The sequence below is a fragment of the Shewanella sp. SR43-8 genome (genome assembly GCF_014163775.1).
GTDB lineage: Bacteria > Pseudomonadota > Gammaproteobacteria > Enterobacterales > Shewanellaceae > Shewanella > Shewanella vesiculosa.
Window position 1 is genome coordinate 113,029 of the sequence record NZ_JACJDX010000009.1, and the last position, 18,204, is coordinate 131,232.

The following is an 18,204-nucleotide window of genomic DNA, read 5'->3' on the forward strand; positions in this document are numbered from 1 at the left end:
AAGCTCTGTGAGTGAATAGCAATAACTAATGGCCAATAATCTGTTGGTACATGGGTGCTAACTTAGCTAGAAGCGCATTACGTGTTGCGATAGGAATATGCTGTTGTTTAAGGGCTTCAATCAAATGGCCCACTAAGGCATCAAAGTCGGCTTGGCTAATGTGCAGTCCGATATGGGCATCATACATAGATGCTCCTTGATAAAGACACTCACCGCCAGTGACAACACATAAATGCTCAATCAGCCGTTGACGAAAAACACTGATGTCGGTTTGTTCAAAGTGATGCAAGAGGCGTTTGTCTTGGGACAAATTAACCAGGAAATCGTCGGTGATCATACTGATGCCTTTGTTCCCCCCCAGCTGCTGGTAAAGGCTTGTTGGTTGGCTTGCGCAGCCAGTAGACAGTAATAACAGTGCGCCCAATACCAGTAGATGATGTTTAAAAGCATTCAGCATTACAGTGTTCCCTCTACGGATAAATACCACCCTTGTTGCTGCTTAAATCCGGCAATACTGCCTAAATCGACATATGCGCCGACAACCGAAAGGTGTTTATTAACAAACCAGGCGACAAAAATATCTTGCCAATCTTGCTCTTGCGCAAAACTCAACTCATCTGGTTTTTGTTTGTACTCATAACCCAGAGCAATATTATCAGTTAATAACACCGCAATAGAAGCTTCGGCTTGTAAGGTGTAATCGTTGTTGGTTGCAGTGCCAAATCCGAGTAAACCTGTTTGGTTTGCTTTGGTGGCTCTCAGGGTTAGGTTGGTTACAAGGTTACGGCCTGCAATGGCTTCAAAATAGACCTTGCTAGCGGCCAAATACACATCTAACCCCCAATCATCTCTTGCTCCCACCGCTTGTGGTAAGGCAAAGTCGTCAACACGTTTGTACTGTAATCCTAAGCTGATTTGCGGCATTGCGGTATAGAGTACTTCACCAGCCAGTTTGTATTTTATGCCTACAATATCTTGGCCTAGTTTGCCGCCCAGAGTGTCTAAATCAAAAGTTTGTTTGGCAATACTCAGTTCAAAGCGATTATCAATGCTTAACGATGCTCCCATAGAATGTAGGGTAAAGTCGTCAACGTAAACGGCGGAGTTCATCGCGGTTAAAGACCATTGATCAGAGCTTGCATAACCATTAATTACCGCCCAAGGTACTATGCCACCTCCGGCACTACCTTCAATAGTGGTTGCGCCGCCAGTGGCGATAATTTTGCTCGTATCAGCTTGGGCCTGCGTCACGATTAGGCTTAATAGCCCGGATAATATAATGCATATGATTTGATACATTAGCGCACCGTATCTTCATTAGAATGGGACATTAGATTGATTGAATTGTTGAAACCATACAATAAAATCATCCGCTTTTAATGGCTTAGAATACACATAGCCTTGAATTATATCACAATTAAGCTTGCGCAAAATATCGATTCCTTCTGCGGATTCTACGCCTTCAGCCACTACGGATAAGTTAAGTCCCTTAATTAACCTAATGCTAGTATCGACGATCATTAAATCAGTGGCATCGGTATGAATATCTTTAATAAAACTGCGATCAATCTTCACTTCATTGACCGGTAATAATTTCAAATAGGCTAATGAAGAGTGTCCTGTGCCAAAGTCGTCGATGGCAATCGATATACCGATATTGCGAAATTGCTGTAAAACCGCAATCACCGTTTGCGCATCTTTCATCACCGCACCTTCAGTGACCTCTATCGATAAGGCGGTAATGGGTAAATTATTGCTAATGAGTAATTGTTCAATGTCCAGTGGTAGCTGAGGATTGGTTAAGTCGTGGGCGGATAAATTAATCGCGACCGTAAGTGAAATACCTTGTTGCTGCCATTTTGCTAGCTGTTTTATGGTGGTATTGAGCACCCACTCGCTAATAATCGAGATATTACCTGAGTTTTCAGCTAAGCGAATAAATTCGTCCGGTGGAATAAACCCTAATTCAGGGTGCAGCCAACGGATCAGGGTTTCTGCTCCATGGCAATGATTCGTCTGAATATCAACTTTGGGCTGAAACACTAAATGCAGTTGCCCTTGACTTAGGGCTATCGGTAAATCGCGGATGATCATTAATTCACGCAGATAGCGCTCATCTTCGCCTTGTTGATAAGTGGCAATACTTAATGATTCCATGCGGGCTTGGTTTAAGGCAATTTCAGCATGGCGAATCAAGGTATCGATATCATTACTGTCATAGCCTCGGGATAAATCTACCATCCCTACGCGAACGTTGACTGTGATTTTTGATCCTTGAATGGCAAAGGGTTGAGTTAATAAGCGTAAATAATTATCAAGCTGTTGATCATCAATACCAGGTTGGAATAACAATAAAAACGAGTCGCCATCTAAGCGCGATATTAACTGTGCTGTTGGAGATAAGCTTTCTAAGCGACTGGCAAACAATACCAACAGATCATCGGCATTGGCAAAGCCAATAATGTTATTCAAATGACGAAAGTTTTTGATGTCTATCATCACTAAGTTGCCATGCATTTTGCTTAGCAGCTGACTAAGGAGCTGTTTAGCTGCTACGCGGTTATACAAGCCTGTGAGGTTATCGTGCTGTGACTGGTACACTAAGTCATTTTTGCGTGACTCAATATTTTCACGCATTATCGATAGGGTGTTGGCTAATACTTGTAACTCTGCGGGAGCACCTTTAATTGGCGGAGGATTTTCGCCTTGGCCCACTTTGCGGGCAAAATTAACCAATCCATAAATAGGTTTGGTTAAGCCGCCAGCAAACCAGGCTGCAATCATAAAGGCCAGTAAACAGGTTATCGCGAATACAAGTAACATGTTATTGCGTAAAGCATCGTAATTTTGCTGCCACTTAATATTCGATTGGTGTAATACCGCTAATTGATTATCGCTATTGTTGTCTAATGCAATGGTGGTAGATAAATAGCCCAGTGGTACGTCGTCGCTGACCACATCGATAGTTTGGTCTAATTGATCCATCTGCGCTAAAACATCTTGTTGCTGAGCGGTTGGCAGGGTGGAGACTATTTCAACTCTGTCAGCTGACTGGTTAATGAAACTAATATCGATCCCGGTAATAGTTTTTGCTTGGTCGGCGACGTTTTTATCCATCGCAAAGCCCATACCAACCCAAGCGATTAATGTAGGTGCTTTAACGGGCTGCAAAACAAATTGGTAGCTACTGTGATCATAATTAAAAATTTCGAACGTGGTTGAGCGATTTTTTGTTAATGCAAATAACTCATCAATATTCGCTTTAGTCAGACCTTGTAAACTTGATGACAGCAGGGTTCCCTGCGGAGAGAGTAAAATAGCGGCATCGGCATTAATCCGACGGCCGTGGTTTGCTAAAACGGATGATATTGTATCTTGCTCGCCGGTCGCGACCGCGCGCTTAAAGCCAAAGTCAGCACTTAATAATGACAAACTTTGGTTAAGCTGCTTGTTGCGATTTGACAACATTTCGACAAAAACGTTAGAGCCAATTTTAAGATTTTGAGTTTGTTGTTGGCGGAAATCTCGTTGAGTTGCGCTTAACACAAACAAGGCAGTAGTTAACTGCATTAAAGTTAATATGAGTAAAAATGCAATGATCAATCTGCTGCGAAAACTATTTGGCATGTTGTCCCATCATATGGCTGGCATGATCAGAAGCACCAAATCCGCTAGGTGGCGATGATGGTTTATTTTGGTGTTCTATATCGACACTAAGCGCTAATTGATTAGCGCCATCATTAAGGATAATCGAAGATGATGCTGGTGCAACAATTTGCCAAGGATGCCAAATCTTAACTTGATATTCTCCTGGCGGTACATCCGTTAATTGTATTTCCCCCGACGCATCACTTACCGAGAAATAAGGACTTTTAGCAACGTAAATAAAGGCTTGCATATAGTCATGAATATTACAGCCGATAGCGACTAGACCCGCTTTATCAAAGGTAATCGGATCTGCGGTCGTGCCTACGTATAATTTTAGCTCAAATTGTTTGGCTTCAGAAAATGAATAAACATGGTGTCGAGTACGATCTAAATTAGGAAAATCAACATTTGCCCCTTGTGGCACAGCTAATACAAAAGGGTAAAATACGCGATCTTGTTGACGCATTTCGTAATGGGCTGTAGCAGGCAGTGTTATTTCTGATGTCGAGGTTGCTTCAAGTGGCGCAGTCGAAATAAGTTCTACCACGCTATCACTGAGCATATTACCTTGAGCATCGGTAACATCAACCGTTAAGGTTGCCGCAGTCACTGATGCTGAAATAATATAAGTTAACCAGAGTAAGTATGTAGTAAACCGGAACATTGGCATGTATTCGCCTCATTATTAGACAGTAGAGCGGGTTGCAACATAATGGCTAATCATATGAACAATATGACATCATAACTTAGCATACTCAAAATACATCATTATCACAGTAAAATACGACCATTTGTTTTGCTACAAATTATTAACCGAGGTGTTCATGAAAGTGTATTTATCGATTAGTTTAGTATTGATATCGTTAATATTACTCATTCCCGGTGTAACAGAGCCCATGTTAACGATGACAGGAACGATTGAAAAGTCACAGTTGCTTGATACGGGTAAAGACATGTTAACCCAAAACCTCACCGAAGATTCTCGTGCTAATACCCGTGGAATACTCGATGTTGCGGCCAGTCTGTTTGGCCTAGATACACTTGAGGGAGAGGTGGAGGTGTTTCGCAATAGCCGCAGTATCATAGATACTATAGTGGCTCTGTACCAGTCTCATAATCTAATCGTCGCCATGTTAGTGGGGTTATTTAGTATTGTGATCCCCGCAGTGAAGTTAATCACTATGCTGATATTACTGCTGCCAGTGCCCCAGCGAATCAAACAACAGCTTAACAGTATGATTGGCGCTATCGGCAAATGGTCTATGGCCGATGTTTTTGTGGTTGCTATTATCGTGACCTACATGGCAGGTAATGCTTCAGCCGGTATGGGCGATATGCTTAAGACTCAATCTCAGTTTGAAATCGGTTTCTATTATTTTCTAGGCTACTGTATTTTTTCAATCGCCAGCCAGATGATGATCGACATGACACAAACGCGAAAGTCACAGAGTACCTTTGTTAATATTGACGACTGATGCTGCTGGGTTTTTGGGCTGACGACGATAATATCGACCTTAAAATAAAAAGAGCGTAAATCAGTTTCTTATTATCTTGATGAGTCGTGAATAACACGAAAATAAGTCATTATTGTTTTGGATATTCAAAGTCGTGATATTTCGCGACTTATGTTTTGCAATGGTTATAATGAGCATATGCATTGGTAACCTTAAGATTGACTATGACTGACTCTACAACCACTGACTATATTGGCTCTGATCATTTTCTACCCGAAAATACTCTATTGCTTAATGCCATGACAGAGGGTGTATATGGTTTTGATTTAGCGGGTAATGCTGTATTTATCAATCCCGCGGCAGAACAAATGACCGGCTGGAAAAGTGCCGAATTAATTGGCAGAAATATTCATGACTGTCATCATCATAGTCATGCTGATGGCAGTCATTATCCTCAGCATGATTGCCCCATTTATCGTACCTTACATGATGCTATCCCTCGGCAAGTGACCGACGATGTATTTTGGCGTAAAGATGGCAGCAGCTTTCCAGTGTATTACAGTTCCACCCCAGTATATGATCAGCAACAACTCGTCGGTGTTATCGCGATATTTCGTGATGTAAGCATGCAAAAACATACCGAGCAATCATTGAGACAAGCATTGGCACAAGTGCAGGCCTTGTCAGAACGTTTAGCATCAGAAAATCAATACTTACTCACTGAGCTTCAAGGTCAGCAAGGCGCCTCAGGAATATCGGGTAACAGCCAACCTATCAATCAACTCATTCAACAGATCCACTTAGTCGCAAATACCGACAGTACGGTATTAATTTGTGGTGAAAACGGCACCGGCAAAGAGTTAGTTGCGCGTAACTTACATAGGCTAAGTCATCGTAAAGACCAGCCTATGGTAAGTGTTAACTGCGCCGCATTTTCGACGGCCTTGCTAGAAAGTGAGCTGTTTGGGCATGAAAAAGGCGCATTTACTGGTGCCACAGCGCGTCGCAAAGGCCGATTTGAATTAGCCAATAATGGCACCTTATTTTTAGATGAAATTGCCGAGCTAAGTTTATCGGCACAATCTAAATTGTTGCGAGTGATTCAAGAGCAAAGCTTCGAGCGTGTTGGCAGTAGTGAAACCATTAAGGTTAATATTCGCTTAGTTGCTGCCACTCATCACGATTTAGCCGCACGAGTAGAACAGGGCTTGTTTCGCATGGACTTATATTACCGCCTGAACGTATTTCCAATTACCGTGCCTCCTTTACGAGAGCGCCGTGAAGATATTCCACAATTGGTCAGTGATTTAGTCACATCACTGAGTAAAAAGCTTGGGAAAAAAATCACTAAAGTGAGTGCTAAAGGGCTGAAGAACTTACAGCAATATGCTTGGCCAGGTAACGTGCGTGAGTTACAAAACCTGATTGAGCGAGAAATGATTTTATCGCAAAGTGGCCATTTACTGTTTAATACTTTGCCCGCAGTGGTTGCCCCTCCGTTAGCAATCAGCACGTTAACCATGGCCCAAGCCGAAGCCGCGCATATTATTACGGTATTAAATGCTAGCCATTGGCGTATTTCTGGCCCGTTTGGTGCTGCTGCAATGCTAGATATGCCGGCGAGTACCTTGCGATCTCGGATGAAAAAGTTAGCCATTACGCGCTAATTTTTATTACTCACTTTATTAAGTCACGATATATCGCGTAAAAGATGATATATCGTGATTTTTATTTATGGGATTTTTGTTTTAGTTGTTTAAAATCATGCTGTTAATATAATTATTGAGTTGGCTTAGTCTTTGCTATAACAGGGCAATATTGTGTTATAGGAATATCTTCATGCCTAAATTATCATCTCAAACACCGGCAGTGATTATGCCAGTCGATAACGCTGCCATTTCACAACGGATCCCAGTGGTGCAAATTGCTACGCCGTCGACAAAAATTCATGTTCGAGAACAGAAGGGCGTTTTTCAACGACTGCGTCAGCACAGTAATACTTTACTGATTACGATTTTTTTCCTGATCCCATTTATCAATTACCAAGGCCGGCAAGCCATTCTGTTTGATGTAACCGAACAGCAATTCTTTTTCTTCAATATCACCTTGTGGCCACAAGACTTTACCGTATTAGCATGGTTTTTTATGGCTGCTGCTTTTGGGCTGTTTTTTGTTACTGTTTACTGGGGGCGGGTGTGGTGTGGTTTTTTGTGTCCACAAACCGCGTGGACCTTTATTTACATGTGGGTTGAAGCCAAAGTAGAGGGTAATCATCATCATCGGGCGGCGTTAGATAAAGCCCCATGGTCGTTGAGTAAAGTGCGTAAACGAGTGACTAAGCATGCGGTGTGGATGGTGTTTGCCTTGCTGACCGGCTGCGGATTTATTGGTTACTTTATGCCTGCTCGCGAGTTGTATGTTGATATTTTTAGTGCAAGCAGTGGCTTTTGGACTGGCACATGGGTGTGGTTTTTTGCCATCTGCACTTATTTAAATGCCGGCTGGATGCGTGAAATGATGTGTTTGCATTGCTGTCCTTACTCACGTTTTCAAGCGGTGATGTTTGACGCCAATACTAAAACGGTTAGCTATGATGCTGCTAGAGGTGAGTCTCGTGGGCCACGTAAACGTTCACAAAAAACGGAGCTAGGTGACTGTGTAGACTGTAATTTGTGTGTTGATGTTTGCCCAACTGGGATTGATATTCGTAACGGCTTGCAATACGAATGTATTAACTGTGGTGCCTGTGTTGATGCATGTAATCAGACCATGGAAAAATTTGGTTATGCCGCTAATTTAATCAGCTTTACCAGCGAGAATGCTTTAACAGGACAAGCAAAAGCCAGTTTGTGGTCACTAAAATCTCTCGGTTATGCCAGTGCACTATTAATTATGATTATTCTGATCATTAGCGATTTAAGCCACTTAAGCCATATACAGCTTAATGTGATCCGCGATCGCCAAACCTTGTATCGTCAAGTGGGCGTCGACCAGGTTGAAAACAGCTATCAGCTCAAAATTCGCAATAAAACGCAACAAATGGCTTTTTATCAAATCAGTATCCACAGTGACGATGCTAAAGAGCAAGTATTGCAAATCGTTACCGACAGCTTGATTGCGATAAAACCTGCAGAACAACTGGATTATCCGTTGACCGTCAGTGGTCGCTTAAGTAACCGAGCGAGTGAGAGTACGCAACAAACAGTGCAATTTAGGGTCACCCAAATTCAAAGCTTGGAAAATCCAACGCCAACGGAACCAGCGAACCAGACCTCGCAAACATCACGGTTCTTTTGGCCATAATCTCGTAATCTCTGTATCTCAGTATGACGACATAAAGAGGTGCTGACCTTACTCGATGCTACGCCGCAACATGGTTAAGTAACAAAAAGGCTTGTCGCATTATTAATGGGACAAGCCTTTTTTGCTAAATGGTCGCAGTGTTATCGCGCTAACGTATTAACGCTGATGCAGTGCGTAGTCGCTGCCGTCTTTAGCAGTAAACACTTTACAGTTGCCTTCAGTTGGCTGACAGCCTGTATGGATTAAGCTAATCCATTGCTTGTATGGCGTCGGCAAATTCTTAATTGGAATCGCAACCTGAATGTCTTCAATATTAGCTTGGTCTGTGGTGCCCATTTGTCCTTGGCGGTCGAAGCTAATCTCAACATGGGTATCATTATTCTTTAACACCACTGAAGTCGGTTCACTTTTATGACCCGTCAATGCCACAAATTGACATGGATTTTGTAAACCACACTGAGAACCATCTTTCAAAAATGCTAATAAGTGGGTGTAGTAAACAACATAGCTGCTGACATCTTGGTGTGAGCCTTCGGCTAATGGAAATTGTGCATCCAAAAAGTCTTTTGCATTTGTGCTGCGATCCTGTGGATTGCTCGTTGCCACAAATTGCTCACCAATGAAGCGGTTAAGGTTTTGGGTGGCTGTTGCGCTTGCTTGAGTAGACATATTCATCGCCTTATTCCTCTTCGTGTTGTTGTCGGTCAGAAACCTTTGTCATTATTGTTTATCATTAAGCTCTGTTAGCAGCTTGATTTTTAGTCTATGCTATTTTTACAAACAATTTCACAATAAAAATTTTACAGTGTGAATTATACAAAATGAGAAATGAAAAAAGCCTAATGCGAAAGACCCATTTTTTGGGCACAAAGATAAGAAACTTGCGTAAACGCAATAACTTAACCATGGAAGACTTGTCAGCTCGTTGTGTACGTGTTGATTCAGGTAATTCGCCATCTGTGTCATATTTGTCGATGATCGAACGCGGAAAGCGTGTTCCGAGTGCAGATATGTTGGCGGTAATTGCGGTCGTTTTTCAAAAAGAAGTGGAATGGTTTCTTGATGATGTGCCAGAAGATGAAGCCATTACGCCGGAAAAAGGCAACAAAGGTGGCATTAGTGGTATGCCGCTGGAGCCGAGTTTTTTGTTTTCTAATGACATTCTGCAAATTGCTATTCCTGAAATGTTGTCGCAAACCGGTACCAGTGGCCGCCAGTTTGCTCATTTACTCATCCGCGCGCACCAAGAGCATCATCAAAATCATTTTCCTGATTTAGAGCGCGCCGCCGAAGAGGTCGGCTTAAAACGCATGCCGCTTGCCACTGAAGATATAATCGATATCGCCAAAGGCATGGGCTTAAAAATTAAATGGATCGACCGGGTTCCACAAGAAGTGATCAACGAAATGGGTGTCAGTGCTAAGCAGTTAGTGACTTCATTTTTTGAGCCGCCGGGGACTATTTACATTAGTAATATGTTGAAAAACAGACCCAGTAGATTGCGCTATGATTTGGCCGTGCACATAGGTCATTGTGTATTACACAATAAAGATGGCTTAAAGAGTGTGATGATGTCGGGTCGCCGTGATGACTTTGATGATGCTCTTGTCCCTCAATCCAATACATTGAATGCACAAGATATTTTACATGCATGGCGCGATTTTGAATCAAGCTTCTTTGCCGGTGCTTTATTGTGTCCAAAAGTGCCGTATCGACAGTTACTGGATCGTCATGGCTATGAGATTAGTGTGCATAAGCAATTGCAGGTGTCAGCTTCAGTGGCTATGCGCCGCATGACAGTGGTATCACCTTATCCCCATTGGCATTATTTTGATGCCTATGCGCCGGGTAAGTTAAAAGCTGTGTATCGCGGTAATGGTATTCCTTTGCCTTGGGGCAACATGCGCCTAGTGGAAGATCCTTGTCAGCATTGGGCTGTATTTAGGATGCTTAACGAGCAAGTCGAGGGTACCTCTGCGCAAATATCGATTTTAAATGTTGGTAATGAACCACGTATTTATTGCTGTGAATCGATTAAAGTGGACGACTCGGCGGGCAATGCACATGTGTTATGTGCTGGAATAGATTTAAATCCGGCGATTGAAGCGCAAGGCAAAGACGCTCAGTCGATTGCTCATGATTTGAAACAGGCTTGTGCTACGGGCGGCGGCTCTATCGTTATTCCTAAACACATCCAAAAAGATCTCACCAGTGTGGCAAAAATTCTGAACATTAATTGGATTGAACGTGGGATTAAAAAAGATGCCCAGTTAATTTGTTCGCGTGGTGCCGTTTGTCCGCGTCAGCCAAGTTGTTATGCCGCCGGGCGTAATTTATGTGAAGAAAACCAAGGTTAAGTCGTCCTTGGTGTATGCCGCATCAACATAAGTTGATGCGGCTTCAAGCAACATATGATGTACCTAAAGGGGAAACTGTACCGTCACGCAAAGCCCGCAGTTGTTTACAGGATCTGCTGGGGTTAAGCTAATTTTTGCATCCATCTGCTGCACAATACTCGCCACAATCGCTAAGCCTAAACCTGAGCCATATTCATTACTGCCTAATATGCGATAAAAAGGTTCAAACACTTTTTGAACTTCAGTATTTGCGATACCTGGGCCTGTATCCTTGATGGTCATCTCTATGCCTTGCTCGGTTTCAATAATACTCAAATCAACTTTACCGCCACTAGGTGTATAGCGGATAGCATTGTCGATCAGGTTGTGAATTAAGGTTTTTAAACGGACAGGGTTGGCGTTGAGCTGGGCGTTGCTATCTTGGCTAAAGCCCAAATCAATCTCTTTCGCTTCCACAAGTGGGTATAGCTCTTCAATCACCTCAGTGAATACTGTTTTTAGTGAGGTTTGTTGATGTTGTTGGATGCTGTTGTCTTGTTGACGCGCCATCGATAATAGTTGTTCTAGCAGATGGATACTGCGACTGATCCCAGCTTGTAATGCATTTAGTTTCTGACGCGCATCGTCGGTTAACTCGGTTTGCTGAAGACGTTGAGCCTGCAACGACAGCGCCGTGATAGGCGATCGGAGTTCATGGGCGGCATCGGCAATAAAGCGCTTTTGGCTAGTAATAACCTGGCTGTTTTTGCTGAGTAAGCGATTAATCGCCTCAACAAAGGGCACAATTTCACTCGGCAATTGAGTAGTGGGAATTAACTGTAAATCGTGCTCAGTTTGACGGTCTACATCGTGGGCTAAAATGCTAATTGGACTCAGAATTTTACCTAGAATATAGCCGAGTAATAATAATAAAATCGGAATTAATACTAACAATGGCATTAGGGTATGCAGCGCGGTTTCAAAGGCGATGTTGTCACGAATGGCGGTCTCTTGGGCGACGGCTATTCGCTGCGAGGATGATAAGGTGCGCACAAATACTCGCCATGACTGTGTGGCTAAATTAACCGTGTGAAATCCATCAGTTAAATTGTTCGGCAAGGCTAGGATATTTTTCGCTATAGGATTGCTTGCTGGATTGTCACCCAATAACTGCACCGAAACTTGAAACTCCAACTGATCTTGGCTTAACGGGGTTAGTGTGCTGTCGTTTGGGGTCAGCGAGTAACGGTCAAATAGCACAGCCATTTGTTGCAATACATCATCTTGTAGCTCATGGGCTTCTTCAAAAGCACTGCTAAAAGTAAAGCTGGCAGCAATGATCGCAACAGACAAAATTGCTGCTGAAATCCAATAAGATAATCGCGTTTTTAACGAGTTACGGGGGCATTTTTTGACACCATCCATCCTACACCTCTGACATTTTTAATGGTTTCTGTACCCAGTTTTTTACGCAAACAATGGATTAAAAACTCTACCGCATTGCTTTCTACTTCTTCACCCCAGGCATAAATACGTTCTTCTAAATCACTTTTTGAATGAATTGAACCGGGTCGGATAAGCAATGTTTGCAGTAAAGCGAACTCACGGTTAGACAGTAAGATATTATCTTGATCGAGGGTTTTGGCTTCATGTGTGGCAGGGTTTAGCCACACAATATTATTGGTTAATTCAGGCGTATGCTGGTTGGCATTGCGCCTTGCTACCGCGCGGATGCGAGCCTGTAGTTCGCTCATATCAAAGGGCTTAATGACATAATCATCGGCACCTAAATCGAGCCCTTTGACTCTGTCTTCTAAGCTATCTCTGGCGGTAATAATGATCACCGCCAGAGCGGGGTGCTGAGCTCGAATATATTGCATCACTTGCAAGCCATCCAGCTTAGGTAAGCCAAGGTCGAGCAACACCACATCATATTGCTGGCAACGTAAACTGTGCAGCGCCGCTTCGCCATCGCATATCCAATCAACCGCATAGGCGACATCTTTTAAGGCACTTTGCATGGCATCACCAATCATTTTATCGTCTTCTACTAATAAAATACGCATAGCACCTCAATCGAACACAATGACACACAGTGGAAAGTCTTAATTAATGATTCTTTGTTGCAGCTTGCTGCTTAAATAGCATTAAACACAACACCATACCAAAGAGTAGTGCCGCCGATGCAGTAAAGCGACTAAATTCTAATCCACCATGGCTAATGGGTTTATCTAAAAAGTCACCGACTACAGCACCTAAAGGTCTGGTTAAAATAAAGCTAAGCCAAAACAACAGTGTGCGAGATATTGGGCTCCAAAGATAGGCGGCTAATAATACTAATAGCATACTACCAAAGATAAGCGCGCTGGCATCGTAACCTAAACCGGCGCTATCCACAGTCCAGTCGCCTAAAGCTGTACCTAGGGTTTGTGACAGTAAAATCGTGACCCAATAAAAGCATTCGGTTTTGGTATTGTTTATCGATTGATTAGACAGGCTACCGGCACTGACGTACCAAATTGAAAATGACATGCACAATAAGCTCACCAGTAACAGTGTGCCCCCGGTATAGCCTATGCCTAATGAGCGGTCGGCAAAGTCTGCCATGGTAGTGCCTGCAGTCGTTGTGGCGATAATGGTGGCCCAATAAATACTCGAAGAATAATGTTTACTGCGAATTTGTATTGCTACCGCTATCGCGAATAAACCGATAAAAATAACTGAGCTCACTAAATAGCCGAGGTTAAGCGACATCGATAAAGCATCACCTGCCGTTTCGCCTAAGGTGGTCGCCAGTATTTTAACCAGCCAAAATATTAAGGTGACTTGTGGCACTTTAGCCCGCGCCTGCTGTTGTAGTGTTTCCATATCGATACTCACTTATGTTGATCCATTATTGGCTTTTTTGCTGTTTGGCGCGCACTGAAAGGTAAGCTACAAGTGCAACAATAATCGCTAAAAAAACAATACTGGTGCTGGTGGTGCCAAACCCAAAGCCACCTTTACGAACCGGTTGTGACAATAAATCACCGATAGAGGCACCCAGTGGGCGGGTTAAGATATATGCCAACCAAAAGCACAATACTGCATTGGCTTTGAAGCGATAAAAAGCCACGCTAATGACGGTGATTAAACCACCAAATATCAAAGCCGAAAGGCCGTAGCCAACATTCATGTCTTCAGATACCCAATCACCGACTGCAGTGCCTAAAGCAAAGGTAATGAGAATGGCCAGCCAATAAAATAATTCACGCTTAAGAGTGACAATGGAATGAATCGATAAAGTACGTTCTTTGCTAAACCAGTATGCAAATGTTGCCGCTAATAATAGGCTAAACACCGCAGTCGATACTGGCAAAGGCACATCAAGTTTGTCTGTGAGAATGTCGGTGACTAAGGTGCCAAAAATACTGATAAGTACCACTACACCCCAATAAGCATATGGGCGATAGCGAGTTTGCTTAAGCTGCACCAATAAGGCGACAAGTAATAATATCCCCATGATGATGCTGGTATTAATCATGCCTACATGAAGATGGAAGCTAAGATAATCTGCTGCGGTTTCTCCCACCGTGGTCGACATCATTTTTATTACCCAAAAGATCAGCGTGATTTCGGGCACTTTATTAAGCCAAGTATTTGGTGATAGGTCATTCGGTGTTGTATGAATAGATGATGCTTTGGTTAAAGGTTTCATAAGGACTCCTTATCCAACAGTGAAACTGATTTAGCACTATCTTGCCGCGCAATACTTAGGCCAAACATAGGGCGGTGATATCAATCATAAATATGTTAGCCAGATGAGTTCAACGTTTGGACTGCATTCCAATATCTCTGCTTGGTAACAGATCCCGCTAAAATTTCTACTCATAATTGATAAGTCGATATTTGTTGTTATTTTCAACAAACATTAACAATAGTTCCCGTTTTGGAATTGATTCCATCGATATGATGAAGCGTCAATAATATAAAAAGGGGTGATAACCTATGAGCAATATCGATCTATTAGGGCGCCGTAAGTTTATTGCAGGTCTAGGCATTGCTGCTGGTGCAGCGATGGTAGCACCAGCAATGGCTGTGTCTGAAAAGGCAGAAGGGGTTAAATGGGACAAAGAAGTTGAAATCGTCATTATTGGTTCTGGTTTTGCGGGTTTAGCTGCCGCAATCGAAGCCACCAAACATGGTGCAACAGACGTCCATATATTTGAAAAAATGTCCTATTTTGGCGGTAACTCGGCAATTAACGGTGGGCTTTTCGCCGCACCAGGCACGCCGATGCAAAAGAAAGAAGGCGTTGAAGACTCAGTAGACAAAATGGTTAATGACCAATTATTGTCTGGCCGTGGCATTGCCGATGAAGGGTTATTACGCCATGTCGCATCTCATGCGGTTGAAGCGTTACAAATGACCTTAGATGCGGGTTCTGAATACCATCCTTACTTACAACAACTAGGCGGTCACTCGGTTGCACGTACTTACCAAACCTCAGTAAGTTGTGGTGCTGGTATTACTCAGCCATTGTACAAAGAGTGCAAACGTATTGGTGTAAACACCCACAATCGTTCAAAATTTGAAGGATTCCTCGTCGGTAATAAAGGCGAAGTTGTTGGTGTTAAAATGCGTCAAAACTATCACTTTGGCGAAGACCAGCCTGGTAAGGTTCTCAATATTCGCGCCAAACGTGGTGTGATTATGGCTACTGGTGGCTTTGCGCAAAACGTTGATTTACGTATGGCGCAAGATCCAACCTTAACTGCAGATGTGGGTTGTACCAACGCACCAGGTGCAACAGGCGAGGGAATGTTCGAAATGTTCCGTTTAGGGGCTATCCCTGTGCATTTAGCTCACATTCAATCTGGTCCTTGGGCTTCACCTGATGAAGGTGGCTTTGGTTATGTGTCTAACTATTCAATTTTCAATTTACCTCACTCAATTGCCGTTAGCCGGACAACCGGTAAGCGTTTCATGAATGAGATTGCCGATCGCAAAACACGTGCTGATGCTGAATTAAGTAACCGTGATGAAAAAGGCAATCCTGTACCACCACTGTTGATTTCAAGCTTTAAAGATTCTAAAGCACATCCAAATACCGAAAAAGTGATTAAGTACAATGTCGGCTGGAAGTTTGATTCAGTTGAAGAGTTGGCAACACACTTTGGTGTGCCTTTAGCGGGCTTAACAGCACAAATCGCTGAATACAATGGCTATGTAAAAACGGGTGAAGATAAGCAATTTGGTAAAGATATGACCTTGGCGAAAAATAAAATGATCGAAGCGCCATTTACTGTCGTTCGCTTGTGGCCAAAAGTGCATTACTGCCAAGGCGGTGTAAAAGTAAACACCAAAGCCGAAGTAACAGATAGTTTTACTGGTAAGTCTATTACTGGCCTTTATGCCGCTGGTGAAGTGTGTGGTGGTATTCATGGTGTTAGTCGTCTAGGGAGTTGTTCTATTCCAGAATGTATGGTGATGGGTATGACTGCAGCTAGAAGTCTCATGAAAGTTTAATTAGACCAGTGAACAAGAGGAATCATTAATGAAAAACTTTAATATTATACTTGGGCTGGTACTACTTGGATTAACCAGTTTATCAGTACAGTCAGCAGAGATCCGTGACTATCATAAAGAGGTTATCGGTAAAGACTGTAAAACCTGTCATGACAATGGCATCAAGCAGTTTCCATCTGATCAATCCTGTTTGCAGTGTCATGATGTTGATGACTTAGCAAAGAAAACCGCCCGAAGTGAAGAAGACAAGTGGCAGAACCCACACAATAACCTTCACTATGGCAAAGATGTACCTTGCCAAGAGTGTCATGGCGAACATACACCTAAAAAACCATTATGCAGTAACTGTCATACGTTTAAGTTTGATAAGCATAAAGGCTAAACTAATTTAAATTTATATTAGTTCAATAAGCCACATATTAAGTATTTAATGTGTGGCTTTTATGTTTTTATAATTAGTATTCTATTAATTTTTATATATTTAGCGTTTTATTAATTTAGACTTTTAATAATTAGGTTTTGTTTAACGAGTTTGTGTTGTTAATGACTTAAGTTAATGTGTGGCATTAACTTTGGTTTTGGTAAATATATTTGTTGTAAATAGGTTGAATGTAAGTTTTTGGAATTAATTCCATAGTTAATATCTTGCTGACGTTAATAATAAAGCAAGAGAGATGTGATGAAGTATAATACGCTATTAATCATGATGATGTTGTCTAGCTCAGCTATGGCAGGTGAGTTACCTAGCTTTTTAGATTCTAATGATATTAACAATGCAGAGTTTGCCTGTTTAGGAGAGGAACCTCAGTACGATAAAAATGATCAAAAATATGTCGATATTTTATGGAATGAAACCCTGCAATACTTACAATCTTACGCGGTAGCATTAACCAATAGTGAAAACGGCCCTTGCTTAAATTCAGATCAAGCAATGTACGATTCTACTGAAGGTGGTAAGAATATGTGCATTATGGATCGCACAGACATGAAGCTATTAGTTAAAAACATTTATCAAGTTATCAATAATCCAGACAAAGCTAAAAAGTGTTTTGGTGCACGCCAAGACGTCGATTGGATATACAGCCCTGGTGGCCAATTAGCCCAAAACTCCCCCGTAGCGAAATGGCTTAAACGCACAACATTTGAGACCTTTTTTGATACTAAAGTGACTAATAAAGAAGTCCGTAAACTTGGTAAACAGTTTACTAAAAACTTTACCAAAATGGTGACGGGTGATGAAGTGAAGATGCCCTCAGCGTTCCCAACAGATATTAGTGCCAATGCATTACCTAACTTATGGGCTGCTGCAGGTTGGTACCCAATGTATGCCGAAGAAAGTAAGCGTAATGATAAAAACTTCAACAACATACGTGGTGGTTATGCCTATGCCGAAATTTTTGGTCACTGGGGACTATTACGCATAGACGAAATTAACGGAGAAAAGGTTGGTGCAGAAGTCGGTATGACAGTGCAATCAGTTGACACTTTATACCCATATCATAACCATGCAATATCTGAAATTTATTACAATATGCGAGTGCCTGCGTGTGCGAATGAATTTAAGAGTTTTGCAGTGCGCGAAGATTCACCGTTAATTAACACTGTTAAAGAAGACGACAAAGTCAGACAAGTTCAGTTTGATGCAGGCCAACACAATGGGCAGACCATGTGGCTGTCAGGCAGTGCTGTTATCGATCCACTCATGTATTTTCATCAAAACACTATTCATGCCTTTGAAGTCGATGGCAGCTGTGAAGCTAAACCACAAGAGCGCGCAATCGTATCTGTTTGGGCAAGAAGCAATGCAAACGACAAGCGTAATGATTATGGCACCACATTGCTTTGTGAGTCAGCTAATAAACCCGGTACACCCGCTCATAAAGATGAAGTTATTCAATGTGACTTAACAAAAATTAAATGGTAACTGCCAAATTATTAATTATCGAATTAGGAAT

Annotated in this window: 16 protein-coding genes; 7 read left to right on the forward strand and 9 right to left on the reverse strand. The window is 42.3% G+C overall.

The window, feature by feature from the left end:
• Nucleotides 1-25 precede the first annotated feature (25 nt).
• The 4 genes from H5114_RS13200 to H5114_RS13215 are packed head-to-tail and all read right to left on the reverse strand — an operon-like array spanning nucleotide 26 to nucleotide 4,318.
• On the reverse strand, nucleotides 26-457 hold the full coding sequence (locus tag H5114_RS13200) for a group 1 truncated hemoglobin (RefSeq protein ID WP_124016713.1): 432 nt from the start codon (nucleotides 455-457) through the stop codon (nucleotides 26-28).
• On the reverse strand, nucleotides 457-1,299 hold the full coding sequence (locus tag H5114_RS13205; protein ID WP_124016714.1) for a DUF3034 family protein: 843 nt from the start codon (nucleotides 1,297-1,299) through the stop codon (nucleotides 457-459). Before H5114_RS13205 ends, H5114_RS13200 begins: the two co-directional genes overlap by 1 nt.
• Before the next feature lie 18 nt (nucleotides 1,300-1,317).
• Complete coding sequence (locus tag H5114_RS13210; protein ID WP_124016715.1) at nucleotides 1,318-3,627, reverse strand: bifunctional diguanylate cyclase/phosphodiesterase; 2,310 nt, start codon at nucleotides 3,625-3,627, stop codon at nucleotides 1,318-1,320.
• Complete coding sequence (locus H5114_RS13215) at nucleotides 3,617-4,318, reverse strand: methylamine utilization protein (RefSeq protein WP_182723174.1); 702 nt, start codon at nucleotides 4,316-4,318, stop codon at nucleotides 3,617-3,619. The genes H5114_RS13210 and H5114_RS13215 overlap by 11 nt, the downstream gene beginning before the upstream one ends.
• Before the next feature lie 154 nt (nucleotides 4,319-4,472).
• On the opposite strand from H5114_RS13215, the gene H5114_RS13220 reads away from it, so the two are divergent.
• The 3 genes from H5114_RS13220 (at nucleotide 4,473) to ccoG (ending at nucleotide 8,405) form a co-directional block, all read left to right on the forward strand.
• Entirely contained in the window at nucleotides 4,473-5,123 is a 651-nt protein-coding gene (locus tag H5114_RS13220; protein ID WP_182723175.1) for a paraquat-inducible protein A, read from the forward strand.
• 203 nt (nucleotides 5,124-5,326) lie between these two features.
• Nucleotides 5,327-6,769, forward strand: coding sequence for a sigma-54-dependent Fis family transcriptional regulator (locus H5114_RS13225; protein ID WP_182723176.1), 1,443 nt, complete (start codon nucleotides 5,327-5,329; stop codon nucleotides 6,767-6,769).
• A gap of 172 nt (nucleotides 6,770-6,941) precedes the next feature.
• Nucleotides 6,942-8,405, forward strand: a complete 1,464-nt coding sequence (ccoG, locus tag H5114_RS13230) for a cytochrome c oxidase accessory protein CcoG (protein ID WP_182723177.1) — start codon at nucleotides 6,942-6,944, stop codon at nucleotides 8,403-8,405.
• A 156-nt stretch (nucleotides 8,406-8,561) separates the two neighbouring features.
• Here the strand turns inward: ccoG and H5114_RS13235 are convergent, their stop codons facing one another.
• Nucleotides 8,562-9,074 carry a malate synthase gene (locus H5114_RS13235; protein ID WP_259395295.1) on the reverse strand — a complete coding sequence of 171 codons (513 nt, stop codon included), beginning with the start codon at nucleotides 9,072-9,074 and terminating at the stop codon, nucleotides 8,562-8,564.
• A 152-nt stretch (nucleotides 9,075-9,226) separates the two neighbouring features.
• On the opposite strand from H5114_RS13235, the gene H5114_RS13240 reads away from it, so the two are divergent.
• Nucleotides 9,227-10,762 carry a DUF3612 domain-containing protein gene (locus H5114_RS13240; RefSeq protein ID WP_124016721.1) on the forward strand — a complete coding sequence of 512 codons (1,536 nt, stop codon included), beginning with the start codon at nucleotides 9,227-9,229 and terminating at the stop codon, nucleotides 10,760-10,762.
• A 63-nt stretch (nucleotides 10,763-10,825) separates the two neighbouring features.
• Here H5114_RS13240 and H5114_RS13245 read toward each other — a convergent pair whose 3' ends face one another.
• Genes H5114_RS13245 through H5114_RS13260 form a run of 4 tightly spaced genes read right to left on the reverse strand, consistent with a single transcriptional unit; the run spans nucleotide 10,826 to nucleotide 14,438 of the window.
• Entirely contained in the window at nucleotides 10,826-12,166 is a 1,341-nt protein-coding gene (locus tag H5114_RS13245; protein WP_182723179.1) for a HAMP domain-containing sensor histidine kinase, read from the reverse strand.
• Entirely contained in the window at nucleotides 12,130-12,807 is a 678-nt protein-coding gene (locus H5114_RS13250) for a response regulator transcription factor (protein ID WP_182698253.1), read from the reverse strand. The genes H5114_RS13245 and H5114_RS13250 overlap by 37 nt, the downstream gene beginning before the upstream one ends.
• A gap of 43 nt (nucleotides 12,808-12,850) precedes the next feature.
• The gene (locus H5114_RS13255) at nucleotides 12,851-13,609 is read right to left on the reverse strand and encodes a hypothetical protein (protein ID WP_124016724.1); all 759 of its coding nucleotides are present in this window, start codon (nucleotides 13,607-13,609) and stop codon (nucleotides 12,851-12,853) included.
• 25 nt (nucleotides 13,610-13,634) lie between these two features.
• Nucleotides 13,635-14,438: a hypothetical protein gene (locus tag H5114_RS13260; protein ID WP_259395296.1), complete on the reverse strand. Its 804-nt coding sequence runs from the start codon at nucleotides 14,436-14,438 to the stop codon at nucleotides 13,635-13,637.
• Between the two features lie 290 nt (nucleotides 14,439-14,728).
• Between H5114_RS13260 and H5114_RS13265 the strand changes: the two genes are divergently transcribed.
• The 3 genes from H5114_RS13265 to H5114_RS13275 all read left to right on the forward strand — a co-directional run bounded on the left by H5114_RS13265 (nucleotide 14,729) and on the right by H5114_RS13275 (nucleotide 18,173).
• The gene (locus tag H5114_RS13265; RefSeq protein WP_182723180.1) at nucleotides 14,729-16,249 is read left to right on the forward strand and encodes a flavocytochrome c; all 1,521 of its coding nucleotides are present in this window, start codon (nucleotides 14,729-14,731) and stop codon (nucleotides 16,247-16,249) included.
• Between the two features lie 28 nt (nucleotides 16,250-16,277).
• Nucleotides 16,278-16,631: a cytochrome c3 family protein gene (locus H5114_RS13270; protein WP_124016726.1), complete on the forward strand. Its 354-nt coding sequence runs from the start codon at nucleotides 16,278-16,280 to the stop codon at nucleotides 16,629-16,631.
• 297 nt (nucleotides 16,632-16,928) lie between these two features.
• Nucleotides 16,929-18,173, forward strand: coding sequence for a hypothetical protein (locus H5114_RS13275; protein WP_182723181.1), 1,245 nt, complete (start codon nucleotides 16,929-16,931; stop codon nucleotides 18,171-18,173).
• Nucleotides 18,174-18,204: the final 31 nt, after the last annotated feature.

Excerpts from the sequence above, each read along its gene's own strand:
- H5114_RS13200 (WP_124016713.1), bottom strand. The coding sequence starts at position 457 with ATGCTGAATGCTTTTAAACATCATCTACTGGTATTGGGCGCACTGTTA.
- H5114_RS13205 (WP_124016714.1), bottom strand. The coding sequence starts at position 1,299 with ATGTATCAAATCATATGCATTATATTATCCGGGCTATTAAGCCTAATC.
- H5114_RS13210 (WP_124016715.1), bottom strand. The coding sequence starts at position 3,627 with ATGCCAAATAGTTTTCGCAGCAGATTGATCATTGCATTTTTACTCATA.
- H5114_RS13215 (WP_182723174.1), bottom strand. The coding sequence starts at position 4,318 with ATGCCAATGTTCCGGTTTACTACATACTTACTCTGGTTAACTTATATT.
- H5114_RS13220 (WP_182723175.1), top strand. The coding sequence starts at position 4,473 with ATGAAAGTGTATTTATCGATTAGTTTAGTATTGATATCGTTAATATTA.
- H5114_RS13225 (WP_182723176.1), top strand. The coding sequence starts at position 5,327 with ATGACTGACTCTACAACCACTGACTATATTGGCTCTGATCATTTTCTA.
- ccoG (WP_182723177.1), top strand. The coding sequence starts at position 6,942 with ATGCCTAAATTATCATCTCAAACACCGGCAGTGATTATGCCAGTCGAT.
- H5114_RS13235 (WP_259395295.1), bottom strand. The coding sequence starts at position 9,074 with ATGTCTACTCAAGCAAGCGCAACAGCCACCCAAAACCTTAACCGCTTC.
- H5114_RS13240 (WP_124016721.1), top strand. The coding sequence starts at position 9,227 with ATGAGAAATGAAAAAAGCCTAATGCGAAAGACCCATTTTTTGGGCACA.
- H5114_RS13245 (WP_182723179.1), bottom strand. The coding sequence starts at position 12,166 with ATGGATGGTGTCAAAAAATGCCCCCGTAACTCGTTAAAAACGCGATTA.
- H5114_RS13250 (WP_182698253.1), bottom strand. The coding sequence starts at position 12,807 with ATGCGTATTTTATTAGTAGAAGACGATAAAATGATTGGTGATGCCATG.
- H5114_RS13255 (WP_124016724.1), bottom strand. The coding sequence starts at position 13,609 with ATGGAAACACTACAACAGCAGGCGCGGGCTAAAGTGCCACAAGTCACC.
- H5114_RS13260 (WP_259395296.1), bottom strand. The coding sequence starts at position 14,438 with ATGAAACCTTTAACCAAAGCATCATCTATTCATACAACACCGAATGAC.
- H5114_RS13265 (WP_182723180.1), top strand. The coding sequence starts at position 14,729 with ATGAGCAATATCGATCTATTAGGGCGCCGTAAGTTTATTGCAGGTCTA.
- H5114_RS13270 (WP_124016726.1), top strand. The coding sequence starts at position 16,278 with ATGAAAAACTTTAATATTATACTTGGGCTGGTACTACTTGGATTAACC.
- H5114_RS13275 (WP_182723181.1), top strand. The coding sequence starts at position 16,929 with ATGAAGTATAATACGCTATTAATCATGATGATGTTGTCTAGCTCAGCT.